General features: G+C 61.8%; 22 protein-coding genes. 14 read left to right on the top strand and 8 right to left on the bottom strand.

Annotated features, from left to right (window positions below; genetic code table 11):
* Nucleotides 1–20: 20 nt before the first annotated feature.
* A complete protein-coding gene (locus tag ACXYMS_RS01040; protein WP_458903171.1) occupies nucleotides 21–590 on the bottom strand; it encodes a DUF1134 domain-containing protein in 570 nt (189 codons plus the stop codon).
* Between the two features lie 125 nt (nucleotides 591–715).
* Here ACXYMS_RS01040 and ACXYMS_RS01035 point away from each other — a divergent pair, with 125 nt between their 5' ends.
* The 3 genes from ACXYMS_RS01035 (at nucleotide 716) to ACXYMS_RS01025 (ending at nucleotide 2,453) form a co-directional block, all read left to right on the top strand.
* The gene (locus ACXYMS_RS01035) at nucleotides 716–1,183 is read left to right on the top strand and encodes a YHS domain-containing (seleno)protein (protein ID WP_458903170.1); all 468 of its coding nucleotides are present in this window, start codon (nucleotides 716–718) and stop codon (nucleotides 1,181–1,183) included.
* Between the two features lie 82 nt (nucleotides 1,184–1,265).
* Nucleotides 1,266–1,940, top strand: a complete 675-nt coding sequence (gene chpT, locus ACXYMS_RS01030; protein WP_458903169.1) for a histidine phosphotransferase ChpT — start codon at nucleotides 1,266–1,268, stop codon at nucleotides 1,938–1,940.
* Nucleotides 1,941–2,084: 144 nt separating this feature from the next.
* Nucleotides 2,085–2,453: a response regulator gene (locus ACXYMS_RS01025; protein ID WP_458903168.1), complete on the top strand. Its 369-nt coding sequence runs from the start codon at nucleotides 2,085–2,087 to the stop codon at nucleotides 2,451–2,453.
* A gap of 14 nt (nucleotides 2,454–2,467) precedes the next feature.
* Here the strand turns inward: ACXYMS_RS01025 and ACXYMS_RS01020 are convergent, their stop codons facing one another.
* From ACXYMS_RS01020 to ctrA, 3 genes are all read right to left on the bottom strand, one after another.
* On the bottom strand, nucleotides 2,468–3,745 hold the full coding sequence (locus ACXYMS_RS01020) for an RNA polymerase sigma factor (RefSeq protein ID WP_458903167.1): 1,278 nt from the start codon (nucleotides 3,743–3,745) through the stop codon (nucleotides 2,468–2,470).
* A gap of 285 nt (nucleotides 3,746–4,030) precedes the next feature.
* Entirely contained in the window at nucleotides 4,031–5,200 is a 1,170-nt protein-coding gene (locus ACXYMS_RS01015; RefSeq protein WP_458903166.1) for a hypothetical protein, read from the bottom strand.
* Between the two features lie 131 nt (nucleotides 5,201–5,331).
* A complete protein-coding gene (gene ctrA, locus ACXYMS_RS01010; RefSeq protein WP_458903165.1) occupies nucleotides 5,332–6,039 on the bottom strand; it encodes a response regulator transcription factor CtrA in 708 nt (235 codons plus the stop codon).
* Nucleotides 6,040–6,502: 463 nt separating this feature from the next.
* On the opposite strand from ctrA, the gene fliI reads away from it, so the two are divergent.
* A complete protein-coding gene (gene fliI / locus ACXYMS_RS01005; RefSeq protein WP_458903164.1) occupies nucleotides 6,503–7,831 on the top strand; it encodes a flagellar protein export ATPase FliI in 1,329 nt (442 codons plus the stop codon).
* 62 nt (nucleotides 7,832–7,893) lie between these two features.
* Nucleotides 7,894–8,307, top strand: coding sequence for a flagellar export protein FliJ (gene fliJ, locus ACXYMS_RS01000; RefSeq protein ID WP_458903163.1), 414 nt, complete (start codon nucleotides 7,894–7,896; stop codon nucleotides 8,305–8,307).
* A gap of 78 nt (nucleotides 8,308–8,385) precedes the next feature.
* Here fliJ and ACXYMS_RS00995 read toward each other — a convergent pair whose 3' ends face one another.
* Together ACXYMS_RS00995 and ACXYMS_RS00990 are read right to left on the bottom strand one after the other, a co-directional pair.
* Nucleotides 8,386–9,453 (bottom strand): PRC-barrel domain-containing protein, encoded by a 1,068-nt coding sequence (locus tag ACXYMS_RS00995; RefSeq protein WP_458903162.1) that lies wholly within the window; start codon nucleotides 9,451–9,453, stop codon nucleotides 8,386–8,388.
* A gap of 372 nt (nucleotides 9,454–9,825) precedes the next feature.
* Complete coding sequence (locus ACXYMS_RS00990; RefSeq protein ID WP_458903161.1) at nucleotides 9,826–10,284, bottom strand: GNAT family N-acetyltransferase; 459 nt, start codon at nucleotides 10,282–10,284, stop codon at nucleotides 9,826–9,828.
* Nucleotides 10,285–10,590: 306 nt separating this feature from the next.
* Here ACXYMS_RS00990 and rpoH point away from each other — a divergent pair, with 306 nt between their 5' ends.
* The 7 genes from rpoH to ACXYMS_RS00955 all read left to right on the top strand — a co-directional run bounded on the left by rpoH (nucleotide 10,591) and on the right by ACXYMS_RS00955 (nucleotide 20,134).
* Nucleotides 10,591–11,457 carry an RNA polymerase sigma factor RpoH gene (gene rpoH, locus ACXYMS_RS00985; protein WP_458903160.1) on the top strand — a complete coding sequence of 289 codons (867 nt, stop codon included), beginning with the start codon at nucleotides 10,591–10,593 and terminating at the stop codon, nucleotides 11,455–11,457.
* 147 nt (nucleotides 11,458–11,604) lie between these two features.
* Nucleotides 11,605–12,153: an AAA family ATPase gene (locus ACXYMS_RS00980; protein WP_458904566.1), complete on the top strand. Its 549-nt coding sequence runs from the start codon at nucleotides 11,605–11,607 to the stop codon at nucleotides 12,151–12,153.
* Between the two features lie 455 nt (nucleotides 12,154–12,608).
* Nucleotides 12,609–14,540, top strand: coding sequence for an ATP-dependent zinc metalloprotease FtsH (gene ftsH / locus ACXYMS_RS00975; protein WP_458903159.1), 1,932 nt, complete (start codon nucleotides 12,609–12,611; stop codon nucleotides 14,538–14,540).
* A gap of 122 nt (nucleotides 14,541–14,662) precedes the next feature.
* Complete coding sequence (gene glmM, locus ACXYMS_RS00970) at nucleotides 14,663–16,006, top strand: phosphoglucosamine mutase (RefSeq protein WP_458903158.1); 1,344 nt, start codon at nucleotides 14,663–14,665, stop codon at nucleotides 16,004–16,006.
* Nucleotides 16,007–16,180: 174 nt separating this feature from the next.
* Complete coding sequence (locus ACXYMS_RS00965; protein WP_458903157.1) at nucleotides 16,181–16,915, top strand: hypothetical protein; 735 nt, start codon at nucleotides 16,181–16,183, stop codon at nucleotides 16,913–16,915.
* A gap of 194 nt (nucleotides 16,916–17,109) precedes the next feature.
* Nucleotides 17,110–18,099 (top strand): D-erythronate dehydrogenase, encoded by a 990-nt coding sequence (gene denD / locus ACXYMS_RS00960; RefSeq protein WP_458903156.1) that lies wholly within the window; start codon nucleotides 17,110–17,112, stop codon nucleotides 18,097–18,099.
* Nucleotides 18,092–20,134 carry a GMC oxidoreductase gene (locus ACXYMS_RS00955; protein ID WP_458903155.1) on the top strand — a complete coding sequence of 681 codons (2,043 nt, stop codon included), beginning with the start codon at nucleotides 18,092–18,094 and terminating at the stop codon, nucleotides 20,132–20,134. The genes denD and ACXYMS_RS00955 overlap by 8 nt, the downstream gene beginning before the upstream one ends.
* A 4-nt stretch (nucleotides 20,135–20,138) precedes the next feature.
* Here ACXYMS_RS00955 and ACXYMS_RS00950 read toward each other — a convergent pair whose 3' ends face one another.
* Both ACXYMS_RS00950 and ACXYMS_RS00945 read right to left on the bottom strand, forming a co-directional pair.
* The gene (locus tag ACXYMS_RS00950) at nucleotides 20,139–21,443 is read right to left on the bottom strand and encodes a PQQ-dependent sugar dehydrogenase (RefSeq protein WP_458903154.1); all 1,305 of its coding nucleotides are present in this window, start codon (nucleotides 21,441–21,443) and stop codon (nucleotides 20,139–20,141) included.
* A 126-nt stretch (nucleotides 21,444–21,569) separates the two neighbouring features.
* Entirely contained in the window at nucleotides 21,570–22,868 is a 1,299-nt protein-coding gene (locus tag ACXYMS_RS00945) for an MFS transporter (protein WP_458903153.1), read from the bottom strand.
* A gap of 305 nt (nucleotides 22,869–23,173) precedes the next feature.
* Here ACXYMS_RS00945 and ACXYMS_RS00940 point away from each other — a divergent pair, with 305 nt between their 5' ends.
* Both ACXYMS_RS00940 and serA read left to right on the top strand, forming a co-directional pair.
* Nucleotides 23,174–24,346: a phosphoserine transaminase gene (locus ACXYMS_RS00940; protein WP_458904564.1), complete on the top strand. Its 1,173-nt coding sequence runs from the start codon at nucleotides 23,174–23,176 to the stop codon at nucleotides 24,344–24,346.
* A gap of 151 nt (nucleotides 24,347–24,497) precedes the next feature.
* Entirely contained in the window at nucleotides 24,498–26,081 is a 1,584-nt protein-coding gene (serA, locus tag ACXYMS_RS00935) for a phosphoglycerate dehydrogenase (protein ID WP_458903152.1), read from the top strand.
* Nucleotides 26,082–26,120: the final 39 nt, after the last annotated feature.

The raw sequence follows: 26,120 nt of genomic DNA, 5'->3' as shown, positions 1-26,120 counted from the left end.
CACCCCAATCCCCTATCGCGTCAGAACGGGTTCCAAGTAGGCTCTGCGGTAAAGTTCAGGTAGCCCACATTGATCCCGAGTCGCGCGCCAACGCCCGAACGGATCGGCACCACCACCACATTGCCGCGCTTGGTCACGGTCATCCCGACCCCGCCCACGACATAGGCCGAGCCATCCACGCCCGGATAGCGTCCAAGGATGTCCTGGATGGTGGAGAGATTATAGACCAGCATCATCACCTTGGAGCCATCGCCACCAATGTCGAGCCCGATGCTCGGACCCTGCCAGAACAGCGAGAACTGTCCGGCATTGCGGGTATAGAGCGTGCCCTCTCCATATTTGGCGCCAATGAACAGCGCGCCGCCAGCCTCTTCGCCCAGCACATAGCCATTGGGCTGGCCATACTGGCTCACCGCCCGCTCCACCACGGAGGCCAGACCCTGCGCCGCCGACCCGAAGAATTCGCCGCCGCTTTTGACCAATTCCTCGCCCGAGAAGGTGTCGCTCAGCGACCCCTGGGCAAAGGCTGGGGGACTGAAGGCCGCAAGCGCGGCGATCAGGACAGCAAGCTGGGCAAGGCGCTTGAACATGGCAAATCTCCCGTGGCGATCGAGCACCTTTACGAAGACCTTAAGGTCTGTGGCCTTAGTCTGGGGGCCCGGCATGCCGATCATTTGGGCCGATCATGAAGCAAACCTCTAAACAAATCTTAACCATGCTCGCCCTTGTTCTGCCGCTTTTCGGGCTTGCTACGGCCATGGTCAGCCAAAGCCACGCCCAGTCCATCATCACCTATGTGCAGACCGATCCGCTCACCGGCATTGCCATGGGCGGCATGGACGCGGTGTCCTATTTCACCGAGCCGGCACCCCTGCGCGGTCACCCCGATTTCGAGTTCACCTGGATGGGCGCCCCCTTCCAGTTTGCCAATGCGGCCAATCTGGCGGTTTTCACTCGCAGTCCCGAAATCTACGCGCCTCAATATGGTGGTCACGGCGCCATGAGCATGTCGCGCGGCTTCGTCTCGGATTCCGAGCCCATGATCTATACCGTTTTCAAGCAGCGCCTTTACCTTTTCTACTCCGCCTCCAACCGCGAGGCATTCCTCTTGTCCCCCGACGCCGCCGCCATTCGCGGCCATGAGCATTGGCAGGTTCTGTCCAAAACGCTCTCGATCCGGTAGTCCGGTCCGGCGCGGGGCAGTATTGTCCCTTAACTGATTCTCGCCTCGATCCCGCCCAAGGGCGCCTACGGAGACCCGCACCATGGATATCATTGAGCTCAAGGCAACCGACCTCGCCGCCATGCTGTGCTCGCGGGTCTGCCACGACCTCATCAATCCCATCGGTGCCATCGGCAATGGCCTTGAGGTGCTCGCAGACCCCAATCAGGGCGAAATGGCGGAAGGCGCCCGCGACCTGATCGCCAGCGCCGCCAGGCAGAGCCGTGCCAAGCTCGAATTCGCCCGCCTTGCCTATGGCGCATCCTCAACCGCCGGCACCGATATCGACACCCGCGAATGCGAGCGCGTGGCGCGCATCCTGTTCGAGATCGAGAAGGCCGACCTGGAATGGAACGTGCCGCTGATCCTTCTGCCCAAGCACAAGGCCAAGCTGTTCATGAACATGCTGCTCATTGCAGCCGGTTCCGTGCCGCGCGGTGGGGTGGTGACGGCCTCCATCACCGGTCCAGCGGGCGAGGAGAAATTCGAATTCACCTCCAAGAGCGATCCCGAAAAGCGTCAGAAGACCCTCGTGCCCTCCGGTTCGGCTGGCCTGCTCTCGGGCATGCCCGAGGAAGGCTCGGTCGATGCACGGGGCATCCAGCCCTTTTACACCGGGCTTCTGGCCCGCATGACCGACATGGACATCAATATCGGGCTGGAGAACGACCTGTTCTTCTTTACCGCCGTGCCCCAGGCCAAGACAGAAGCCGCCTAACACACGATAACTGTCTGGCACCATGGGATATTTCCGTATGCCATGTGAGACTGTGCACGCTAATTGGCGGGCGCACGCTAACCATTCGCCAACCTATTGGACGGCATAGTCCCAAGAGCGTCTCAACTGTCCCAGGGCTAATCCATGCGCAGCTGCCTGATCGTCGATGATTCCAGTGTGGTGCGCAAAGTCGCGCGTCGCATCCTGGAGGATCTCGACTATATCGTGGACGAGGCCGAAGACGGGCAGGAAGCCATCGACAAGTGCCGTCAGGAAATGCCCGACGCCATCCTGCTCGACTGGAACATGCCGATCATGAGCGGGCTGGAATTCCTCAAACTGCTGCGCGCCTATGTCGGCGGCGAAAAGCCCCGTGTCATCTATTGTACGGTCGAGAACGACATCGGCGCCATTGCCCTGGCTCTCAAGTCGGGCGCGGACGACTACATGATGAAGCCGTTCGACCAGTCGGTGCTGGTATCCAAGTTCCAGGACAAGGCCGCAGCCGCTTAGGCCGCGAAACATCTTCAGGTCTCTTCGTCCGCTCTTCCCAGCAGGAACGCCTTTTCCCGCGCATTGCGCGTCAGTTCAGCCGCCTTGCGGAACTCGTTATTGGCCTCGTCATGGCGGCCCAGCTTGCGCAACAGGTCGCCCCGCACTCCATAAAGCAGGTGATAGCCCTCAAGAGCCGAAGACGCCATGAGCGCATCCACCAGTGGCAGGGCCGCCGCCGCGCCATCGGCCATCGACACCGCCACGGCGCGATTGAGCTCGATCACCGGCGAAGGCGTGACCTGGTTGAGCAGGGCATAGAGCGCCGAAATCTGACCCCAATTGGTCTCTTCAGCTTTGCGCGCGCGCGCATGGCAGGCAGCGATGGCCGCCTGCAAGGTATAGGGCCCGGCCACGCCGCCCAATTGCTGGGCCCGGGCCAGCCCATCAAGACCTCGACGGATCATGAACTGGTCCCACAAGGCCCGGTTCTGATCCGGCAGCAGTACAGGCTTGCCCCTGGCATTGGTCCGTGCCTTGGCGCGCGAATGCTGCAATTCCATCAGCGACAGCAAGCCATGCGCCTCCGGCTCCTCTGGCATCAGCGTGGTGAGGATGCGCCCCATGCGCATGGCTTCCTCGCACAGCTGCGGCCGCATCCAGTCCTCGCCGGCGGTAGCCGAATACCCTTCGTTGAAAATGAGGTAGAGCACCCCTAGGACCGAGGCGACCCGAACCTCGCGCTCAGCGCCACGCGGCACCTCGAACGGCACACCTGCCTCTGCAATGGTGCGCTTGGCGCGCACGATGCGCTGTCCGATCGTAGTGTCGTTGGCCAGGAACGCCCGCGCGATCTCCTCGGTGGTGAGCCCCCCGATCAGCCGCAGGGTAAGCGCCACCCGGCTCTCGGGCGATAGCACCGGGTGGCAGGAGGTGAAGATTAGGCGCAACAGGTCGTCGCCCACATCGTCGTCAATCTGTTCATGCAGCGCCGTTTCGGTGTCCGGCACTTCGTCCTCCACAATGCGCCCGACCTCCTGCAGCTTACCGGTCGCCATCTTGCGATGCCGGAAATAGTCGATGGCCTTGCGCTTCCCCGCCTGCATCAACCAGGCGCCAGGATTGCGTGGCACCCCGGTCTCAGGCCAACTGCGAAGGGCCGCCATCAATGCCTCCTGCGCCAGTTCCTCGGCCAGGGAAATGTCGCGGACCATGCGCGTAAGGCCCGCGATGACCCGGGCCTGCTCGACGCGCCATACCGTGTTTATGGCGCGGTCGGTTTCGCGACGGTCGTTCGATGCGGCATTGATCAAGGCTGACATCCTCCGGAGGGTGATCCGCTGGTCTGGAGTTTGAGAGCATCAATGCCGCCGCCGCAAGGTCAAGGGAAAACGGGGACGGAACGATCCATTCCCGGCAAAATGCCGCTAGTCGAACATGCCTTGGGCGTCTCGCCTTCCAGGAATGGATCCCATCAAAAGGTCAACCTGGCCGCTGACGGCGGTATGCGAAGTAGCGGGGAGCGCGGCAAGGCGCGACGTAGCAAGCGGCTTGCCATGCGGCGCTCCCGCCGCCCTTGGATTGCCCTCTGCCTCTGTCTATTCGGCGCGCTCGAAATTCAAGCCGGAGATAGGGCATCCCTCGGCTTGGCCGACACTGAGCCCGCCGTCCGTCTCGTCCACCGGGCACGTCATGGGAAACTGCGCCGCACCAATGCTTCCACTGGGCTCCGAGAGCACAAGCTCACCTGCTGTGAGGTCATACTTGCCCTCAACTCGGCTGCCGGTGAGGTCCTGCATCGCAAATCGACCATCATCCTCAAGCGTGAGGCGCAGACCATTGGCTTCGCCCTCAGCGGCCACTTCGAAGCTGCGCGGGCCGGTTGCGGTCGCCAACGCGTCAGCGTCGGACCCACCCCGATCGGCGGACGCAATCCTGGACTCGACAGCCTCAAGTTCACGCGAGCGTTGCGTCAGCGTGGCTGTTAGCTCTTCGACCTGAGGCTGCAAGGTCGCCAGTTGCTGCTCATAGCCTTTCACCTCACTCTCGAGGCTCTGGCGGCGATCACCAAGTTCGGTGACAGCCTGCTGCAATTGCTGCAAATCACCGCCCGCCACCTCCAATTCCCCGGCAATGTCGGCGCGCTCCTGCTGTGCCTCTGTCAGCTGCTCACGCGCCGCCTGCAACTGGCTCTGTGTTTCGGCGAGGCTAGAGGTAGCCATGGCAGCCTCATCGGCCAGCTGCGCAATATTGGTAGCGACAACTTCCTCCTGCCGTCGAGCCTCCTCGAGCCGCGCGCCAACATCGTTCAACTGCTTGCTGGAGCTCTGAATCTCAGCCTGCAGCGAGGCTTGCCGGGCAGCCAGTTCCTCGGTGAGTGTCTGATTTTCCGTAACTTGCGTATTGAGTGCTGAAGCTTCTTCCTGCTGCGCCGCCAGGGTTTGCGAGGCAGTTTCGAGCTCGCCGGTGCGGGCTTCCAAATCCTGCTGGGCACGTGCCAGCGCGGCATCCGCTTCGTCCACCTGTTTTTGCAAGTCCGCAAGTTCGGCCTGAGCAGCGTCCAGGCTGCCGGCCGTTTCGGCGCGTTCGGCCAGTTCCGCGCTGAAGCGGTCGCGCTCGCTGCTGAGGGTGGTTATCTGCTCTTGCAATTGCCCTGTCTGCCCGGTGCTGTTGATCCAGGCCGCCAAAAACGCCAGCCAGCCAGCGATGGCGACCACGAGAATAATCAAAACCAGCGGTTCGCGTAGACGCTGCGACAGGTCAGGCATGATCGATCCCCCAAAATTAATTGCTTGGGCAGCAACGTGGGGAAGTGGCCAGGGTTCCGATCGCCACCGCAAATCGAACAACAAAAAACCCCGCGCCTTGCGCGGGGTTTTCGGATTGTCGGAGAGAATGCTTAGGCGACGTTCTCGCTATAGACTTCGCTCTCATCGGGCTCGCGCAGCACGTAGCCGCGGCCCCAGACGGTCTCGATATAGTTCTTGCCGCCAGTGGCGACGCTGAGCTTCTTGCGCAGCTTGCAGATGAAGACGTCGATGATCTTCAGTTCCGGCTCGTCCATGCCACCATAGAGGTGGTTGAGGAACATTTCCTTTGTGAGCGTCGTACCCTTGCGGAGCGAAAGCAGCTCCAGCATCTGGTATTCCTTGCCGGTCAGGTGCACTCGGGCGTTCTGCACTTCAACGGTCTTGGTGTCGAGATTGACCATCAGATCGCCGGTGGTGATGACCGATTGGGCATGGCCCTTGGAGCGACGGACGATGGCGTGGATGCGGGCCACGAGTTCGTCCTTGTGGAACGGCTTGGTCATGTAGTCGTCGGCGCCAAAGCCAAGGCCACGGACCTTGTCCTCAATACCGGCCAGGCCGGACAGGATAAGGATCGGCGTCTGCACCTTGGCAACGCGCAATGTACGCAAGACTTCGTAACCGCTCATATCTGGCAGATTCAAGTCTAGCAGAATGATGTCGTAGTCATAGAGCTTACCGAGATCAACGCCTTCTTCACCGAGGTCGGTGGTATAGACGTTGAAACTTTCGGACTTCAGCATCAACTCGATGCTCTGCGCTGTCGCGCTGTCGTCCTCAATAAGGAGTACCCGCATTATATTCCCCTTGCCATTCGTTCCTGCTGGAACCCGCGGAAGGCCTGGCCATATTGCCGTTCCCGCTCCAACCCTACTGGATATGACTGAAGCCTAAGCCCAACTAGTTAACAAAGTTTAATTCTGATCCGCAATACGCAAAGAGCGTTAGTACAAATTTATCTTAACTCGTTGAAAAATAAGCACAAATGCCGAATAAAATTCTTAAGGTACTACATTAAGAAAGCGTTCCAAGAGACTCTTTGGACTCAAGCATTCCGGGCATTTGGGGGTGCTTCGGCGACATTGCAGGCGCAGGGCGCATTTCACCGATCATCATTGCCAATAGCGCTTTTGAGTTAACGATCGGTTACGCTCTGATTCGTGAACTGGCCCGATTCGTCCCCTGCCGGAAACCATAAGTGGGGCATGGGACCTGTGCCCTGGCTGCCGTTCATGAACGACATCTGAACACTGGATCAAGATGAAGGCGCTGATCTCGGCCATCGAGGCCATTGACGACGTGGAGGTGTTCGGCCGGGTCAAATCCGTCCAGGGCCTCCTGGTCGAGATTGTCGGGCCCGTGCGCGAACTGCGCGTCGGTGGGCGCGTCAGCATAGAGGCGACCGATGGAAACCATCTGGCCGCTGAGATCATCGGGTTCCGCGACGGCCATGCCCTCTGCCTGCCCTTTGGTGAACTGGGCGGCGTGCGGCTGGGCTGCAAGGCGGTGTTCCGCCGCCATGACGGTTCGGTCAATCCCTCCGACGGCTGGCTGGGCCGGGTCATCAATGCCAATGGCGAGCCCATCGATGGCCTGGGGCCACTGCCGCGGGGCACCACCCCTTATCCCCTGCGCCAATCGCCCCTCGCCGCACATGATCGTGTCCGCGTGGGCGAACCGATTGAGCTGGGGGTCAGGTGTCTCAATACGTTTGCCACCATGTGCGAGGGCCAGCGCATGGGCATCTTCGCAGCCTCGGGCGTCGGCAAGTCGGTGCTGATGTCGATGCTGGCGCGCAATACCGATGTCGATGTCTCGGTGATTGGCCTGATCGGCGAGCGCGGCCGCGAAGTGCACGAGTTCATCCAGGAATATCTGGGTGAGGAAGGCCTGGCCCGCGCCGTGGTGGTGGTGGCCACCTCCGACGAGGCCGCCTTGATGCGTCGCCAGGCCGCCTATATCTCCATGTCCATCGCCGAGTATTTCCGCGACAGCGGCAAGCGTGTGCTTTGCATGATGGACAGCCTCACCCGCTTTGCCATGGCCCAGCGCGAGATCGGCCTGGCCATTGGCGAGCCGCCGACTGCCAAGGGTTATCCACCCACCGTTTTCACCGAATTGCCGCGCCTGCTCGAACGCGCCGGCCCCGGCATACCGAATTCGGGGTCCATTACCGGTCTATTTACCGTTTTGGTGGAAGGTGATGATCACAATGAGCCCATTGCCGATGCCGTGCGCGGCATTCTTGATGGTCACATTGTAATGGAGCGCGGCATTGCCGAACGGGGACGCTACCCCGCCGTCAACGTGCTCCGGTCCATCTCGCGGACCATGCCAGGATGTGTGCCGGAAGATGTCCGACCGGTCCTGTCGAGGGCGCGGGAACTCATGTCCATCTTTTCGGACATGGAGGAACTGATCCGGCTGGGGGCTTACCGGAAAGGGTCAGATCCGAACGTGGACCGCGCTATCGCGATCTTTCCGAGGCTGGAGGCATTCTTGGGCCAGCAGCGGGATGAGACGACGACGATCGCCGAGGGCTATGACATGCTCGCCGGTTTGATCGCCGAGGCCGATGCGGGGGACTGATGGAGTGGCTTGTCAGTGTTTGGGCCGCTTCGGACTGACTTGATGTGTAAGGAGTACAGGTCTTGAAATCGCGCAGCGAGAGCCTCATCCGGCTCAAGAAGTTCCAGGTGGACGAAAAGCGCCGTCAGGTCGCGCAGATCGAGATGATGGTTGCCGATTTCGAGCGCATGGCGTCCGAACTCGACCAGCAGATCGAGATCGAGCACACCAAGACCGGCATTTCCGATGTCGCCCATTTTGCCTATTCAACCTTTGCCAAGGCCGCGCTTACCCGCCGTGACAACCTCCTGGCATCGGCCACCGATATGAAGGGCAAGCTCGAGGCCGCCCAAGACGCCCTGGCAGAAGCGCTCGAAGACCTCAAGAAGGTTGAGCTGCTCGACCAGCGCGAGCATCAGCGCGACAAGGACGAACAGGCCAAGATCGAACAGGCCGAGTATGATGAAACGGCCCGGCTCCGCTACCGGCGACAGTAATCAGGTCGCTCAGCGCACGAAAAGGCCCGCCGAAGCGGGCCTTTTGCATTTGCGAGGGGAAGTCCCGCGCCTGGACGATTACATGTCAACCGCGCGCTGAGCCGGGTCCTGAGCATAGGTGGACTCGTCATAAGCCGGCTGGGCTTCGAGTTGCTCATAGGTGAAGTCGCTGTAGATCAGCAGATCACCGTTTTCGTTGGACGCGAACTCGAGGTTTTCGAGGCCAACAGCAACGCGCTTTTCGCCAATCCCGAGGAAGCCGCCAAAGTCGATCAGCATGGCATCGACCTGGCCGTCGGCCGTCAGGAGGATATCGCCGACCTCGGCAATATCGTCACCCTCTGGACCAACCACGGTGGCGCCGGTCAGGTTCTCAGCGGTCAGTGCGTCGACCTCAACCGCAGCATAGCCCTCACGCGGCATAGTGTTGACCTGTGTCTGGTCCGCACCCATGGCGGCATCATCCGCAGGGGCCATGGCCGGATCGGCCGGAGCCATGGCGGGGTCAGCCGGCGCCGTGGCCGGATCAGCCGGAGCCATCGCCGGGTCAGCCGGAGCCATTGCCGGATCAGTGCCCAGATCATTTTCCCAGACGAAATCCGGGGCAGCGTTCAGGGCATCGGCAGTCGTAGCCAGCACCCAGCGCTCGGTCTGGTCAAAGGCGACAGTATATTCGAGTTCAGAGAAGTCGACGGCAACGTTCTTTTCGCCAATGCCGAGGAAGCCGCCAACACCGATAACCACGGCATGGATTTCACCATCGGCGGAGATCACCAGATCGTTGACGGTGCCGATGGATTCGGCGTCTTCAGCGCCGCTCGAGAAAATGGTGGCACCCATGACTTCTGAGACCAGGGCATCGCCCTCGCCAGCCATATAGCCAGCGGACATGTCCCAGGAGTGATCGGCTTCCATGGTGTCCATGGCACCGTCATCGGCCGGGGTCATGGCGTCATCTGCTGGCGCCATAGCATCGTCGGCAGGGGCCATGGCATCGTCGGCAGGGGCCAATTCGTTCGCCGGGGCCATTTCATTGGCCGGCGCCATTTCATTAGCTGGCGCGACCTCGTTGGTGGTGGTCTGGGCGATTGCAGCGGTGCCGAGCACCAGGGCGATTGCCGAGCTAGTAAGAAGTGTGCGGATCATAGTAGGCTCCAATGGTTCATCATTGCGGTGAACGGGGCCGTGCGACGCAAAACTTTGCCGGTAGCGCGGCGTGCGGCCCGTTGATGCTTTCACAACGTCGCGACCTCGGAAGCCGTTCCGCGCGATTTTGTTTCTGCATGCCAGCGGCTTGAAAGCCAAAGAAAAAGCCGGTCGCTGATTTATAGCGCCGGCTCTCTCCGCCTCCCGTTAACGGGTTATTATCGACCGGCTCGACCGTGTCTGCGGGCACGGCGGGCGATCTTTTCTGCCCATGGCGGCGCGGCATGGGGCGCGCAACAGGGCTGACTGGCCCACAATAGCGCAACCTCGATGGCGGACCAGCGTGAGCCGGGTTAATAGCTTAATGCGGCCTTAATCGACCAGCACGGCGCTCTGCCGGTCATAGTCGCGCATCGCCCGATGCGGCATGCCGCCATCCATGAATTCCGGGCCGAATGCCACGAACCCCATGCTCTCGTAAAAGCCCAGCTTGTCGGACTGCGCGGTGAGATAGAACCGCTCGTGCCCGCGCGCGCGGGCATGAGCCATGGCGGCTGCAATCAGCTTGCGGGCAATGCCGCGGCCGCGAAACATCTGGCGCACCGCCACCCGCCCGATCTTGACGTGTTCGATCATCTCGATGAGCCGGAGCGTGCCAACGACCTCGCCCTCCGCAATCGCGACGAAATGGGTTGCCGTGAGATCCAGATCATCGTGCTCTTCCTCTTCGGGTACCTTCTGTTCCCACACGAAAACCTCGCGGCGCAGCGCAAAGGCCGCGTTGGAAAGGAGGGAGAAGACAGGAACGGGCAGGATGACGATATCGGACATGCCAGCGAGACTAATGCGGTTCGCGGGCTGCGCAAAGCACCCCATTGCGTCGTGCCCCTCGCTCTACTCATGTGTCTCACATCAATGTGTTTGAACTCTTTCGGGCTTTATCGTATTATCACGATGAACGGCGGCGGGCGAGCGACTGGAACTCTTTCCGATTTGCGACGTTTGTTTAGGTTCTGCCTCTTAAAATCGCCAAACTGCAACCTATATCGTTCTCACATCCGTCGTTGTGCCTTTGCGGACAAGGACAGGATTTTCTGCCCGCGTTCTGCGGGGGAATGCTGAAAAGGGGGTGCGTCCATGGCCCAGACGAATTTGCCAGTGCTTTCTGCGGAGGGTGGCCTTAGCCGCTACCTTCAGGAAATCCGCAAGTTTCCAATGCTGGAAGCGGATGAAGAATACATGCTGGCCAAGCGCTACAAGGAACATGCCGATCCCGGCGCCGCCCAGAAGCTGATCACCAGCCATTTGCGCCTGGTCGCCAAGATCGCCATGGGTTATCGCGGCTATGGCCTGCCGATTTCCGAGGTGATTTCCGAAGGCAATGTGGGTCTGATGCATGCGGTCAAGCGCTTCGAGCCCGAAAAGGGCTTCCGCCTCGCCACCTATGCCATGTGGTGGATCCGCGCCGCGATCCAGGAATATGTCCTGCGCTCGTGGAGCCTCGTGAAGATCGGTACCACCGCCGCCCAGAAGCGACTGTTCTTCAACCTGCGCAAGGTGAAGGGCCAGATCGCCGCATTGGACGATGGTTCGCTCCATCCCGACCAGATCAAGCAGATCGCCACCACGCTTCGGGTGACTGAGGAGGAGGTGATGCAGATGAATTCGCGCCTGTCCGGCGACGCCTCGCTTAACTCCCCCATGCGGGCCGACGAAGGCACATCCGAATGGCAGGACTGGCTGGTCGACGACACGCCCGACCAGGAAACGAGCCTTGGGGAAAGCGAAGAATATTCGGAACGCATGGGCATGCTGAACAAGGCAATGGACGTGCTCAACGAGCGCGAACGCGCCATCTTCCAGGCCCGGCGCCTGAAGGACAGCCCGGTCACTCTCGAAGAACTGGCCCAGCAATATGACGTCAGCCGCGAACGCATCCGCCAGATCGAGGTCCGCGCCTTTGAGAAGGTACAGGACGCGGTGCGGGAGCAGGCGGGAGCCTGATCGACGTTACAACCAGATTGAAAGAGCCTCGGTGATGAGCCGGGGCTCTTTGTTTGGGCGGCAAGGGGTGGTTTGCGGAATGTCCGGACTAGGGCAAGGTCATACGTATATTGGTGGTGAATCATGTTCCCCAACGATGAGACCGAGATGGGCAGCAGGAATTACTTGATCGAGGGAGGCTCCGGGACCGGTAAAACCACCGTTGCCGAGGAACTCGAGCGACGCGGGTACCATGTGGTGCATGGAGACCGGACGTTAGCTTATTACGGCGACCCGGAGACGGGCGAACCAATGAAGACGCCACAGCTTGAAAGTGAGGCCGACACGGTCAAGTGGGGGTATGAGCACTGGATTTGGCCGGTGGAGAGGGTCAAGGCGCTCATCATCGAACAGAGCAATGCAATTTCATTCTTTTGCGGACATTCGGCAAATTCCGGGAAATTCATCGGTCTATTCGACGGCGTTTTCGTCCTTGATGTCCGTGCTGAAACGCTGAGCTCACGGCTAGTGAAGCGACCCGAAGACGAGTTCGGGGGAAGACCAATCGAACAAGAACTCGTCATGCGTTTGCACGAAACTAAGGAAGGCATTCCCGAAGGCGCGGTGAGTATTGACGCGAATGCGCCAGTCGCTCGCGTGGTAGATGCGCTTCTCGCAAAATGCAGCGGCGCCAAACGCGACCAGAAACTTGTCTGAGTGTCGCTTAGCGGCGTCCGCGATTTGATTAGAAACGACCGCAATGAGGTCGAAACCGGCCGTTAGCGCCCAAACAGTTGCATCCGAATGCTCGGCAAACGCGATTCGGCACCTCCCCCTTGACGGGGGAGGTAGCGGAGCTTGGCCGTCGGGGCATAGCGAAGCTGGGTGGGGTGTGCCGCGCTGGTGGTCGCTGCTCCACTATCCTGTCTGCGAGCCCCCTCCCCATCCCTCCCCGCAAGGGGGAGGGTGCCGCATTGGTATGCGTCACCACACAGTCGATGAATCCAGGCATCCTTTCGCTCGCCACCGCGTATTAACCCCATCGCGACAATATGACTGGACTGCAAGCGCCGAAACGCCGAGGTCTTGCCCTTGTAACGCCCCATTGAGGGTCTTACATTCGCCCAAATACCGGTGCGTCCCATGCGCCGGCCTCTCCGGGACAGGATTAGATGAACGGAAACTTCCGCAACTTCGCCATCTGGCTGGTGATCCTCTTCATGCTGATGGGCCTGTTCCAGGTCTTTCAGTCTTCCACGCGCACCATGAGCGTGGCTGAGAAGAGCTACAGCCAGTTCGTGACCGACATCGAGGGCGGGCGCGTTTCCACCGTCACCATCACCGACAATGTGGTGTCCGGCCAGCTCAAGGACGGTACCCGCTTCGAGACCACTATCCCCGATGGGGCCGATGTCATCACCAAGCTCGAGAACCGCGACGTGAGCATCACTGCCCGCGCGCCGGAATCGAGCCCGTTCTGGTCCATCCTGCTTTCGAGCTGGCTGCCCTTCCTCGTCATCATCGGCGTCTGGTTCTTCTTCATCCGCCAGATGCAGGGCGGGGGTCGCGGCGGCGCCATGGGCTTTGGCAAGTCTCGCGCCAAGCTGCTGACCGAAACCCAGGGCAAGGTGACCTTCGAAGACGTCGCCGGCGTGGACGAAGCCAAGCAGGATCTTGAGGAAATCGTCGAATTCCTGCGCGATCCGGGCAAGTTCCAGCGCCTGGGCGGTCGTATTCCGCGCGGCGTGCTGCTGGTCGGTCCTCCCGGTACCGGTAAAACGCTGCTGGCCCGCTCGGTGGCCGGCGAAGCCAATGTTCCCTTCTTCACCATTTCCGGTTCCGACTTCGTGGAAATGTTCGTCGGTGTCGGCGCGTCCCGCGTGCGTGACATGTTCGAGCAGGCCAAGAAGAACGCGCCCTGCATCATCTTCATCGACGAAATCGACGCGGTCGGTCGCCAGCGCGGCGCCGGTCTGGGTGGCGGCAATGATGAACGCGAGCAGACGCTGAACCAGTTGCTCGTCGAGATGGACGGTTTCGAGGCCAATGAGGGCATCATCCTCATCGCCGCCACTAACCGCCCCGACGTGCTCGACCCGGCTCTGTTGCGTCCCGGCCGCTTCGACCGTCAGGTCGTGGTGCCGAACCCCGATGTGTCTGGCCGAGAAAAGGTTCTCAAGGTTCATGTCCGCAAGGTGCCGCTGGCGCCAGACGTCGACCTCAAGGTGCTGGCCCGCGGCACGCCCGGTTTCTCCGGCGCTGATCTGATGAACCTCGTCAACGAGGCGGCCCTGATGGCGGCGCGGCGCAACAAGCGCTTCGTCACCCATGCCGAATTCGAGGACGCCAAGGACAAGATCATGATGGGCGCCGAACGCCGCACCATGGCCATGACCGATGACGAGAAGAAGCTGACCGCCTATCACGAGGCCGGCCACGCCATCATCGCCCTCAAGGTTGCCGGGATCGATCCGATCCACAAGGCCACCATCATCCCGCGCGGCCGTGCGCTGGGCATGGTGATGACCCTGCCCGAGACCGACTCTTATTCGTTCTCCCGCGAAAAGGCCCTGGCCCGCCTGACCATGCTGTTCGGTGGCCGCGAAGCCGAGATCATCAAGTTCGGGCCCGAAAAGGTGACCTCTGGCGCCTCCGGCGATATTCAGATGGCCACCGCCCTCGCCCGCTCCATGGTGATGGAATGGGGCATGAGCGAAAAGCTCGGCCGCGTGCGCTACAAGTCCAATGACCAGGAAGTGTTCCTGGGCCATTCGGTGACCCAGTCCCAGCACATGTCGGACGACACGGCCCGGATCATCGACCAGGAAGTGCGCAAGCTGATCGAGGATGGCGAGTCGTCAGCAAGGGACATCCTCACCACCTATCACGACCAGTGGGAAGCCATCGCCCAGGCGCTGCTCGAATACGAGACGCTGACCGGCGACGAGCTCCGCGCCCTCATGGATGGCAAGCAGCCGGTTCGCCCCGATGATGGCAGCACCCCTGCCCCCAAGGCATCCGGCGTTCCTTCGGCCGGCAAGACCGCCAAGAAGCGCCCCGATGCCCCGCCCGAGCCGGGCATGGAGCCGCAGCCGGAAAGCTGACCGGCACATCGGGACCACAACCAAGGGTCGCCCTCGGGCGGCCCTTTCGCTTTTAAGAACACTCCGCTATTTGAGGGCGAAGTGGTATTGAACATAAAAGACCAGTGAATCGGGGGACGCCCATGGCCCGCAGATATTTTGGCACCGACGGCATTCGCGGCCTCGCCAATGGTGACAAGCTCACCCCCGAGCTCGCCCTCAGGGTGGGCATGGCGGCCGGCACCAAATTCGTGCGCGGTGACCATCGCAATCGCGTCGTGATCGGCAAGGACACAAGGCGCTCGGGCTATATGATCGAGCAGGCCCTGACCGCTGGCTTCACCGCCGTGGGCATGGACGTATACCTGCTCGGCCCCATGCCCACCCCGGCGGTGGCCATGTTGACCCGCTCGCTGCGCGCTGACCTGGGCGTCATGATCTCAGCCTCGCACAATCCCTATGACGACAATGGCATCAAGCTGTTTCGTCCCGATGGCTACAAGCTTTCCGACGAGCTCGAACTGCAGATCGAGAAACTCATCGACAGCGACATGACGCGCCATCTGGCGAGAGGCCGCGACATCGGCCGCGCCCATCGCGACGAGGAAGCCCGCACCCGCTATATCGAATATGCCAAGCGCACCCTGCCCCGGAACATCGACCTTTCCGGCCTGCGCGTGGTGCTCGATTGCGCCAATGGCGCTGCCTACAAGGTCGCCCCCATAGCCCTGTGGGAACTTGGCGCCGAAGTCTTCACCATCGGCGCCGAGCCCGATGGCTTCAATATCAACCACAAGGTCGGCTCCACCGCCCCCGAGGCGGTGGCTGCCAAGGTCAAGGAAGTACGCGCCGATATCGGTATCGCGCTCGATGGCGACGCCGACCGTGTCATCATCATCGATGAAAAGGGCAATGTGGTCGACGGCGACCAGTTCATGGCCGTGATCGCCGAAAGCTGGATGGACCGGCAGATGCTGCTAGGCGGTGGCATCGTGGCCACTGTCATGTCCAATCTGGGGCTGGAGCGGCACCTGACCAAGCTGGGCCTGACGCTGGAGCGCACCCAAGTCGGCGACCGCTATGTGCTCGAAGCCATGCGCGCCAAGGGCTTCAATGTCGGCGGCGAACAATCGGGCCACATCATTCTCTCCGACTTCACCACCACGGGCGATGGCCTGGTGGCGGCGCTGCAATTGCTGGCCGTGCTCAAGCAGATGGAGCGCCCGATTTCTGAAATCTGCGCCCGCTTTGAAAAGGTGCCGCAATTGCTGCGCAGCGTGAAATTCAAGTCAGGCAAGCCGCTCGAACACAAGCAGGTCATCCAGGCTATTGCCGATGGCCAGGCCCTGCTGGGGACCGGCGGACGTCTCGTGGTCCGGGCCTCTGGCACCGAGCCGGTGATCCGCGTCATGGGTGAAGCTGACGACGCCATGCTGGTGGAAACCGTGGTGACCCAGATCGAGGCCGCGATCCGCCAGGTCGCGTGACGTCGCCACAAGTATTGCCGGGTTCCTAATTAGTGACCAAGTCAGTAATAATCGATCAACCATCGCGGCTGACTGAGCATTAGGGTTAAATTTTTAGGTTAAGCACGTTTTAAGAAGTTTGCCGGATATTGGTCGCAATCGACTTGGTGTCGTGGCAACCAAAGGAACTTCGTTATGCGTAACCTCACCGCTGCAATGTTGGTGGCAGGAGCCACCACGATTGCCGGGCAAGCCGTAGCTGCGGACATGCCCTATTACCCGCCGGTCATTGAAATCCCGGACGTGGATTATGGCTATTCCGGCTCCTTCTACCTGCGCGGGAGCGCCGGGCTGAACCTGATGTGGACCCCACATGTGGATCACCCCTCCGTCGCTGTCGGACCGGGTATTTTTGCGATCAACCAGTTTGGTTATGGCTACTCGGTCGGCGCCGGTGCCGGTTATGAGTTCGGCAATGGCTTCCGCGCTGATTTGACCTACGACTACGTCGCGAACGAAGGCATGCGCGCCACCATTGTCGACGGCGCCCCACTTGCCGATGGCGACCACACCTTGTCGCTGCGGTCTAGTGTTGTTCTCGCCAATGCCTATTATGATTTCCCGCTGCTTGATGACGGCTATGGCGCCGCTGGCGGCGCCTTCGGGTATGTCGGCGCGGGCGCCGGCGTGGCCTTCAATGACTTCATTACCAACGGCCCCGGCGCGCCGGATACGCGCGACCAGAATACCAGCCTGGCTGCTGCCGGCATGGTCGGCGTCGGCTATGACTTCGGTCAGGTGGTCGCCGATATCGGCTACCGCGCCCTCTATATCAACCGCATCCATAACGATGCGGCGCCCAACCCCTATACACTCGACAACAATTGGATCCACGAAATCCGCGGCACTGTCCGGTACCGCTTCAACTAGGCAAATCGCAGACCGCCACGTCTGCCAGTCTCAATGGGGCCGGTGTCAGAAGACACCGGCCCTTTGTTTGTCCTCTGGACCTTTGCCCCCGGCAGATGCTCAATGGAACAGGGACCAGGTCCCTGTTTTTTTCGCGTTTCCGGGCCGCAAATCTGTTGCCACTTTTGCTGGAAGCGCTCTGGAGGAGGAGCGGCGTGCATATTCTTATTATCGGCGCAGCCGGAATGGTGGGCCGGAAGCTCACCCAGGCATTGATTGCGACAGGCCGGATCGGGGAAAACCCCATTGCCGCGATGACGCTGGTCGATGTGGTGGCGCCTGCCATCCCGGCAGCATCCATCCCGGTTTCGGCCCTGGCCGCCGATCTCTCCCTGCCTGGCGCGGCGGAAACGCTGGTGGGCACACGGCCGGACCTAATCTTTCATCTCGCCGCCATTGTCTCGGGCGAGGCGGAGGCCGATCTCGACAAGGGCTATCGCATCAATCTCGATGGCACCCGCCTGCTGCTCGACGCCATTCGCGAGGAAGGTCTGCGCGCGCCCTATTGCCCGCGCCTGGTCTTCACCTCGTCCATCGCCGTCTTCGGCGAACCCTTGCCCGCTGCCATTCCCGACGACATGGCCCACACGCCCCTCACTAGCTATGGCACCCAGAAGGCCATCTGCGAGCTTTTGCTGGCCGATTATTCGCGGCGCGGCTTTGTTGATGGCATCGGCATTCGTCTACCCACCATCGTGGTGCGTCCCGGTGCGCCCAACAAGGCGGCGTCAGGGTTCTTTTCCGGCATCATCCGCGAGCCGCTCAACGGCACGGAAGCGGTACTGCCGGTGGCCGAGACGGTGCGGCACTGGTTCGCCTCCCCCCGCGCTGCCATTGGCTTCCTGCTCCATGCCGCAAGCCTCGACACCGCTCCACTCGGACAGCGCCGTAATCTGACCATGCCCGGACTTTCCGCCACCATTGCCGAGGAAATCGCAGCGTTGGAACGGTTTGGCGGCGCGCGCGCCGTCAACCTGATCCGCCGTGAGCCCGACGAGACCATTGCCCGGATCGTCGCCGGCTGGCCGCAGAATTTTGACGCCAGCCGTGCGCTGAGCCTGGGCTTCCAGGCCGAAAGCAGCTTCGACGACATCGTGCGCGCCCATATCGAGGATGAACTGGGCGGCCAGGTTCATCATGGCTGAGCCTGGCAAGACCCTTCATGCGGTCATTGCCCGGCTGTTTCCGGGCGATGCCCAGCATGGCGACGGCCTCGCCTTCGGCGCACCCGGCTTCATTGAGCGCCACTTTGCCGACTACAAGGCCCATCGCGTCGCCATCAATGCCGCCCTCGCCGCTCTGGAAGTTGAAGGCTTCCTTCGCGTCGGCAGCGAAGAGCAGGACAGGCTGCTCGCCCTTCACGAACACGAAGCCTGGTTCACCCAGCTCTGCGAACTGGTGGCCGAAGGCGTCTATGCCGATCCCGATAATGGCGGCAATCCCGATGCCGTGTCCTGGGCCATGCTGGGTTATGCGCACCACATGCCCGACGGGCCGTCCGGGCCGGCAGCCCAGCCCCCGCCGCCACCGCGGCACCACTCCGGCACTCTTGATTATGACACCATAATTGTCGGCGCCGGGGTCGGGGGCGGCGTTGCCGCCGCCGTTCTGGCCGAAGCAGGCCATTCGGTACTGCTGCTCGAGCGCGGCCTCGACCGCAATTACGCCAATAGCGGTCACCGCGACCATCTGCGTAATCACCGGCTCTCACTTTATGGGCACAATACCGGCCCCGACCTTACCGGCAATCCGCGCGTCTTCGCTGATAGCGATGGGGTTGAGCATGTCGTGGCGCCGTATCAGCCCCTCTATCATAACGTGGCCTCTGCCGTGGGCAGCGGCTCGATCCTCTACGGCGCCATGGCCTGGCGCTTTCACCGCAACGATTTCCGCATGGCGAGCCTTTATGGCGTGCCGGAAGGGTCCTCGCTGGTCGATTGGCCGATCAGCCTCGACGACTTGGCGCCCTGGTATGATCGCGTCGAGGCCGGGCTGGGCATTTCCGGCAATGCCGCCCGCCACTCACATGATGCGCCCCGCCAACAGAACTATGCCATGCCGCCCCTGCCCGCTGCGCCCCAGACAGCGACCCTGGCATCGGGTGCGGCGGCGCTGGGAATGTCCACGATTGCGCCGCCTCTCGCCATCAACAGCGTGCCGCGCGGCGGACGCGGCGCCTGCATAGGCTGCGGCTCTTGTGTCGGCTTTCCTTGCCCCAGCGACGCCAAGAACGGCACCCACAACACCTTCATTCCCCGCGCCATGGCCACCGGCCGCTGCGAACTGGCGACCGGCGCGGTGGTCACCCGGATTGACAGTGACGCCAGCGGCAAGGTCATCGGCGTCAGCATTGCCGCTCCTGACGGCACCATAAGCTCGGTCCGGGCGAAAAATGTGGTGCTCGCCGCCAGCGCCATCGAAACGGCGCGATTGCTGCTCAATTCCCCTTCGTCCCGCGAACCCGACGGACTGGGCAACAATTTCGACCAGGTCGGGCGGCATCTGCAGGGCCATGTCTATCCTCAGGCCTATGGCCTGTTCGACCACAATGTGCATGGTTCTTTGGGCCCCGGCGTCACCATCGGCACCACCCAGTTCAGTCATGGCAATCCGGGCATTGTCGGCGGTGGCCTGCTGGCGGACGATTTCATCCTGCCGCCCGTGCTGTTCTGGAAAACCTGCCTGCCGCCCGACCTCAGGCGCTGGGGGCGCGAAGCCAAGGACTTCATGCGACACAATTTTTCAAGGGTGCTGCGCCTGACCGGCCCTATCCACGAAATTCCCAGCCCGCAATCGCGCGTCACGATAGCTGCAGGCGTGCGCGATCGCTGGGATGTGCCGGTGGCGCGGCTCTCGGGCAGCATGCATCCCGAGAGCCTGCGCACCGCGCTTTATATGCAGCAAAGGGCATTTGACTGGCTCGATGCCTCGGGCGCAGGACGGCATTGGGGCCCAACCCCTTCCATGACGCTGTCGGCAGGCCAGCACCAGGCCGGCACCTGCCGCATGGGCACCGACCCCGCCAGCTCGGTGACAGACATCAATGGCCGGGTCTGGGGCCACGACAACCTTTTTGTCTGCGACGGGTCGGTGCATCCCACCAATGGTGGCTTCAACCCGTTTCTCACCATCATGGCCTTGAGCCACCGCACGGCATCAGGAATGGGCAGCCCGCATTGAGCACTCAGGCGCCGGTCACCCGCCAGATGACGTCGCCGACATCGTCCGCCATCAGCACCGCGCCATCGCTGGCCAAAGCCACGCCCACCGGGCGGCCAAAGGAATATTTCTCGTCGGGCGAGAGGAAGTCACTGAGGATATCGCGCGGCATGCCGACCGGCTTGCCATGCTCGAACGCGACAAAGGCCAGCTTGTAGCCCGAAAGCTTAGAGCGGTTCCACGAGCCGTGCTGACCAATAGCCATGCCGGCAGGAAATCCCGGCAGGGTGCCCTCGGGCAGCCAGCAGAGACCCAGCGAGGCAGTGTGCCCGCCAAGGGCATAGTCCGGCTGTTTCGCCGATGCGACCTTGGCGGCGTCCTGCGGCACGCGATCATCGACCACCCGGTCCCAGTAGCAATAGGGCCAGCCGTAAAAGCCGCCATCGACCACCGAGGTCAGGTAATCGGGCGGCGTCTCGTCACCCAGCCCGTCGCGCTCATTGACCACGGTCCACAGGTGCCCGCCAATCGGCTCCCAGGCCATGCCGACCGGATTGCGCAATCCGCCGGCAAAGATGCGGGACGCGCCGGTCTTGAGGTCCAGTTCATGGATGCAGGCGCGGTTTTCTTCCGCCGCCATGCCCGCGTCGCCGATATTGCTCTGCGAGCCAACGGCGACATAGAGCTTGCTGCCGTCCTTGGAGGCGATGAGATTGCGCGTCCAGTGGCCGCCGGGAACCAGATCCATCAGCTTCTTGCCTGGCGTGGTGATCTTTGTCTCGCCCGCTACATAGGGATAGGCCAGGACCGCATCGGAGGCGCCGATATAAAGCGTATCGCCGATCAGCACCATGCCGAAAGGCTGGCGCACATTCTCGATATAGGTATGACGCTCCTCGGCCACGCCGTCGCCGTTCGCGTCACGCAGCAGGGTCACCCGATTAGGGCTGATGCCCGAGGCCTTGGCGCGCTGCATGGTGGCATGCATGGCATGGTCAAAAATGCTGCGCGGCCCACCGCCGCTCTCGCCCATGGATTCGGCCACCAGCACATCGCCATTGGGCAGGACATGCATGTTGCGCGGATGGTCGAGCCCCTTGGCAAAGGCGTTAACCTTGAGCCCAGGCGCAGCAGTTGGCTTGTGGTCGCCTTCCCAGCCCTTGGCCGTCGGCATTTTCAGCGTCGGAATCTTGCCCTGCGGCTTGGCATCGGGAATGGTCGGCGCCGCGCCAAAGGCTTGCGGCTTCGGACCATCACCGGAATGGCGAATTGCAACGGCTGCGCCCCCGACAAGGGCAACAAAACGGGCAAACAGAGTGGGGTCAGCCATGGTCGTCTCAATTTTCGGGGTGGTGAATCTGGAAGGATGTCCACGCTAATGCCTTTGGCGCCGGAGTGCCAGACGGCTCTGCAATTTCTTGCACTTTGCGGCGCAGGGGTGCTGATTTGTCCCTGATCAGCCTGCCGGCATGGTTTCTTCGGGCTGCGGCTCGGGGGCTTCCTGCACCACCAGATCGCTGAGCTGGATGGCCTCCTCGTCGGCGACCACGGAGACGGCGGCGCTGGTTCCGAGATCGAAATTCTGCTTGTCGGCCTCGGGCAGTCCCTCGCGGCGGGTCAGCCGCACGGCAACGAAGACCACCAGCACGATCTGCACCGCGCCATTGGTGACAAACATGCCCGCCGGCCCGATCAGCTCGAAACTGAGCGAGGACAGGAGCGGTCCAAGGGTCGAGCCGATGCCGTTGAGCAGCAGCAGGCCCGCCGATATTTCCACATAATCGGAGCGATCGGCGAAATCGAAAACATGCGCCGCAGCGATGGCGTAACTGGGAAGCAGCCCGGCGCCAAAGGCAAACCCGAGCAACAACCATGGCCAGATCGCGTAAGGCATCATCACGATGGCGACGCCCGCCAGCGCCGAGAACAGCGCCAGCGCGATCATCACCTGGCGCCGGTCGATGCCATCCGAAATCTTGCCAACGGGCCACTGCAGAACTGCGCCACCCAGCACTGCCGCGCTCATGAACAACGCCGCATCGGTAATGCTGCCACTGGCGGCAGCGGCATAGACCGGCCCCAGCGACCAGAACGACCCCGTCGCCATGCCGATCAGGAAAATCGACACGGTACCGGTAGGCGAGAGATGGAACATACGCACTGGCCGAAACCGCACGATGGTAATCGGCGCCGGTTGGCTTGACCGGGTCATCACGATCGGAACTGCCGCCAGGGACACAAGTATCGATGCAATCGAGAACAGCACAAAGGAATCGGGACGAAACAGGGTGACGAGCATCTGCCCCAGCGTGATCACAGTGAAATTGACCGTCACATAGGTGGAAATCAGCGTGCCGCGGGTTTCATTGGTGGCCTGGTCGTTGAGCCAGCTTTCCACCACCAGATAAAGGCCGGCGAGGCAGAAGCCGGTGACAAAACGCAACGCGATCCAGACCAGAGCATCAAGGGCAATGGGATAGCCCAGCGCCGCGGCCGATGCGATGGCAACCAGAGCCGCAAAGGTGCGGATATGGCCAGCCCGCATGATCAGCAGGGGTGTAAAAGCGCAACCCAGCACAAAGCCGAGAAAATAGCCGGACCCGAGCAGGCCAACCTCAAATGCCGAAAAACCTTCAAGCCCACCGCGGATAGGCAGCAGCATGAATTGCAGGCCATTGCCCATGATCAAAAGGGCCACGCTGAAGAGAATGGCGCCTGAGGTCAGCATGGGTGAAAGAAGGTTGTTTTTCGCCATTAGCTGCCCGCCTTGAAAGTGTTCCCGCCCGGGCCAACGCACAGCGAGAGCGGGGTTTCCCAATAGTCATGATTTTTCTCCATCATGCCCACCTCGCGCCGATGGTCAAAATTTCCCATCATGTTCCCTGGCGAACAATCCCATTTCCGTTCAACCCGAACTGCCTGAACGGTCCAGGTAGACACAGGCACAATGCTCAAAATATCCCATTGACGCCGCCCCCTCGCGGGCGTATCTCCCGCCTCAGGACACCTCTCCCTAACGAGAGGCGCATAGGCCTGGGAGGGCCGCTTGATATGGCTGAAATGCCCCAAACCGCACCGGCGGTCAAACCGGCTAACCCCAATTTTTCGTCGGGCCCATGTGCCAAGCGTCCAGGCTGGACCCTCGATGCGCTCGCTGGAGCGCTGACCGGCCGCTCGCACCGCGCCAAGCCGGCCAAGGCCCGCATCCAGCAGGTCATCGACCTGACGCGCGAGCTGCTCGAAGTACCCGCCGACTATCGCATCGGCATTGTCCCCGCCTCCGATACCGGGGCGGTGGAAATGTTCCTCTGGAGCGCCCTGGGCGCCCGCGGCGTCGACATGCTGGCCTGGGAATCGTTCGGTGCCGGCTGGGTCACCGATGTCCAGAAGCAATTGAAGCTCGACGATGTCCGCCTGCTCGAAGCGCCCTATGGCGAACTGCCGGACCTCACCCAGGTCGACTTCAACCGCGACGTTGTCTTTACCTGGAACGGCACCACTTCGGGCGTCCGCGTTCCCGATGCCGACTGGATCGCGGCCGACCGGCAGGGCCTCACCATCTGCGACGCGACCTCCGCGGCCTTCGCGCAGAAACTTGATTTCGCCAAGCTCGATGTCGTCACCTTCTCTTGGCAGAAGGCGCTGGGCGGAGAAGCCGCGCATGGCATCCTGATCCTCTCGCCGCGCGCCGTCGAACGGCTTGAGACCTACAAGCCCGACCGCCCGCTGCCCAAGATTTTCCGCCTGACCAAGGGCGGCAAGCTGATCGAAGGCATCTTCAAGGCCGAGACCATCAATACCGTTTCGATGCTGTGCATCGAGGACGCCATCGACGCCATGCAATGGGGTCTCGAAATCGGTGGTTTGCAGGCCATGCAGGCCCGCGCCGACGCCAATTTCAAGGTGCTGGCCGACTGGGTGGAAAAGACCGGTTGGGTCGACTTCCTCGCCAAAAACGCCGACCAGCGCTCCAACACTTCGGTGTGCCTGTCGATTGTCGACCCCGAGATCGCCGCGCTCGACGCCGACGGCCAGGCCGCCTTTGCCAAGGCCATCGTCGCCCGCCTCGACAAGCTCGGGGTCGGCTATGACTTCGGCTCCTACAAGGATGCGCCGGCTGGCCTTCGCATCTGGACCGGCTCGACCATTGAGGCCTCCGATCTTGCGGCCCTGACCCCATGGCTCGACTGGGCCTTTGCCCAGGAAAAGGCCGCCCTCAAGGCTGCTGCCTAAGACAAGCACATCCCCTCCCGACCTCCCTCATCATGGGGGAGGTGCAGATCGAGTTCGTGGCACCATCTCGTGCAAAACTCGGAGCGACACCTTCCCCTTGATGGGGGAGGGGGAGGGGGTGACCCCACACATCAAATCCAGGAACGCCCAAATGCCAAAAGTTCTCGTATCCGACAAACTCAGCCCCACCGCCGTCCAGATCTTCAAGGACAACGGTGTGGAGGTCGACTACCTGCCCGATCTCGGCAAGGACAAGGACAAGCTGTTCGAAGTCATCGGCCAGTATGATGGCCTTGCCATCCGTTCGGCCACCAAGGTCACCGAAAAGATCATCTCGGCCGCGACCAATCTCAAGGTCGTCGGGCGCGCCGGCATCGGCGTCGACAATGTCGATATCCCGGCCGCTACCAAGAAGGGCATCATCGTGATGAACACGCCCTTCGGCAACTCGATCACCACCGCCGAACACGCCATTGCCATGATGATGGCACTGGCCCGCCAGCTGCCCGAGGCCGACGCCTCGACCCGCGCCTCCAAGTGGGAAAAGAACCGCTTCATGGGTGTGGAAGTGACCCACAAGACCCTTGGCCTGATCGGCGCGGGCAATATCGGCTCCATCGTTGCCGACCGCGCCCAGGGCCTCAAGATGAAAGTCATTGCCTTCGACCCCTTCCTGACCCCCGAGCGCGCCCAGACCATGGGCGCGGAAAAGGTGGAGCTGGACGAACTGCTGGCGCGCGCCGACTTCATCACCCTTCACACCCCGCTGATCGACGCCACCCGCAACATTCTCAATGCCGAAACGCTGGCCAAGACGAAAAAGGGCGTTCGCATCATCAACTGCGCCCGTGGTGGCCTGATCGACGAGACCGCGCTCTACGAGGCGCTGAAGTCCGGTCAGGTTGCCGGCGCCGCCCTCGACGTGTTCCTGGTCGAACCCGCCGAGAACAATCCGCTGTTCGAGCTGCCCAACGTGATCTGCACGCCCCATCTGGGCGCCTCGACCACCGAAGCGCAGGAAAATGTCGCCCTGCAGGTGGCCGAGCAGATTTCGGCCTATCTGATGAGCGGCGAGATCACCAATGCGCTCAACTTCCCGTCCATCTCGGCCGAGGAAGCCCCGATCATCACCCCCTGGGTCAAGCTTGCCGAAACCCTGGGCTCCTTTGCCGGCCAGCTGACCGAGACCGCCATCAAGGGCGTCAAGATCGAGTTCGAGGGCACTCCGGCCAGCCTCAATATCCGCCCAATGATCGCGGCCGCCATCAACGGCGTGCTCAAGCCGTCTCTAGGCGATATCAACATGGTTTCGGCTCCGCAGATCGCCAAGGATCGCGGCATCGTGGTGGAGACCACCACCCGCGACCAGCAGGGCGCCTATGAGGGATATATCCGCCTCACCATCACCACCGAGCGCCAGACCAGGAACCTGGCCGGTACGCTGTTTGCCAATGGCAAGCCGCGCATCATCCAGGTCAAGGACATCAACATGGAGGCGGAAGTCACCCCGCACATGCTCTATGTCACAAATGAGGACAAGCCGGGCCATATCGGGCGCCTGGGCACCATCCTGGGCAAGCTGGGCATCAATATCGCCAACTTCAATCTCGGCCGTGCCGATGTCGGCGGCGATGCCATTGCGCTGGTCTCTATCGATGGCACGCTGACCGACGAGCAACTCGCCGAAATCGCCGCGCTCGAAGGCGTCAAGCAGGCTAAGGCGCTCAAGCTCTGAGCTGGCGCTGAGCAACATGAGACATTGAAGGCGGCCTTC

This window comes from Devosia sp. CAU 1758 (assembly GCF_054482695.1).
Note: the sequence above shows the minus strand (reverse complement) of the source record. Positions and strands in the feature narration are given on the sequence as shown.

Coding starts and splice junctions, on each gene's coding strand:
- ACXYMS_RS01040 (WP_458903171.1), bottom strand. CDS start 590: ATGTTCAAGCGCCTTGCCCAGCTTGCTGTCCTGATCGCCGCGCTTGCG.
- ACXYMS_RS01035 (WP_458903170.1), top strand. CDS start 716: ATGCTCGCCCTTGTTCTGCCGCTTTTCGGGCTTGCTACGGCCATGGTC.
- chpT (WP_458903169.1), top strand. CDS start 1,266: ATGGATATCATTGAGCTCAAGGCAACCGACCTCGCCGCCATGCTGTGC.
- ACXYMS_RS01025 (WP_458903168.1), top strand. CDS start 2,085: ATGCGCAGCTGCCTGATCGTCGATGATTCCAGTGTGGTGCGCAAAGTC.
- ACXYMS_RS01015 (WP_458903166.1), bottom strand. CDS start 5,200: ATGCCTGACCTGTCGCAGCGTCTACGCGAACCGCTGGTTTTGATTATT.
- ctrA (WP_458903165.1), bottom strand. CDS start 6,039: ATGCGGGTACTCCTTATTGAGGACGACAGCGCGACAGCGCAGAGCATC.
- fliI (WP_458903164.1), top strand. CDS start 6,503: ATGAAGGCGCTGATCTCGGCCATCGAGGCCATTGACGACGTGGAGGTG.
- ACXYMS_RS00995 (WP_458903162.1), bottom strand. CDS start 9,453: ATGATCCGCACACTTCTTACTAGCTCGGCAATCGCCCTGGTGCTCGGC.
- ACXYMS_RS00990 (WP_458903161.1), bottom strand. CDS start 10,284: ATGTCCGATATCGTCATCCTGCCCGTTCCTGTCTTCTCCCTCCTTTCC.
- rpoH (WP_458903160.1), top strand. CDS start 10,591: ATGGCCCAGACGAATTTGCCAGTGCTTTCTGCGGAGGGTGGCCTTAGC.
- ACXYMS_RS00980 (WP_458904566.1), top strand. CDS start 11,605: ATGGGCAGCAGGAATTACTTGATCGAGGGAGGCTCCGGGACCGGTAAA.
- ftsH (WP_458903159.1), top strand. CDS start 12,609: ATGAACGGAAACTTCCGCAACTTCGCCATCTGGCTGGTGATCCTCTTC.
- glmM (WP_458903158.1), top strand. CDS start 14,663: ATGGCCCGCAGATATTTTGGCACCGACGGCATTCGCGGCCTCGCCAAT.
- ACXYMS_RS00965 (WP_458903157.1), top strand. CDS start 16,181: ATGCGTAACCTCACCGCTGCAATGTTGGTGGCAGGAGCCACCACGATT.
- ACXYMS_RS00955 (WP_458903155.1), top strand. CDS start 18,092: ATGGCTGAGCCTGGCAAGACCCTTCATGCGGTCATTGCCCGGCTGTTT.
- ACXYMS_RS00950 (WP_458903154.1), bottom strand. CDS start 21,443: ATGGCTGACCCCACTCTGTTTGCCCGTTTTGTTGCCCTTGTCGGGGGC.
- ACXYMS_RS00945 (WP_458903153.1), bottom strand. CDS start 22,868: ATGGCGAAAAACAACCTTCTTTCACCCATGCTGACCTCAGGCGCCATT.
- ACXYMS_RS00940 (WP_458904564.1), top strand. CDS start 23,174: ATGCCCCAAACCGCACCGGCGGTCAAACCGGCTAACCCCAATTTTTCG.
- serA (WP_458903152.1), top strand. CDS start 24,498: ATGCCAAAAGTTCTCGTATCCGACAAACTCAGCCCCACCGCCGTCCAG.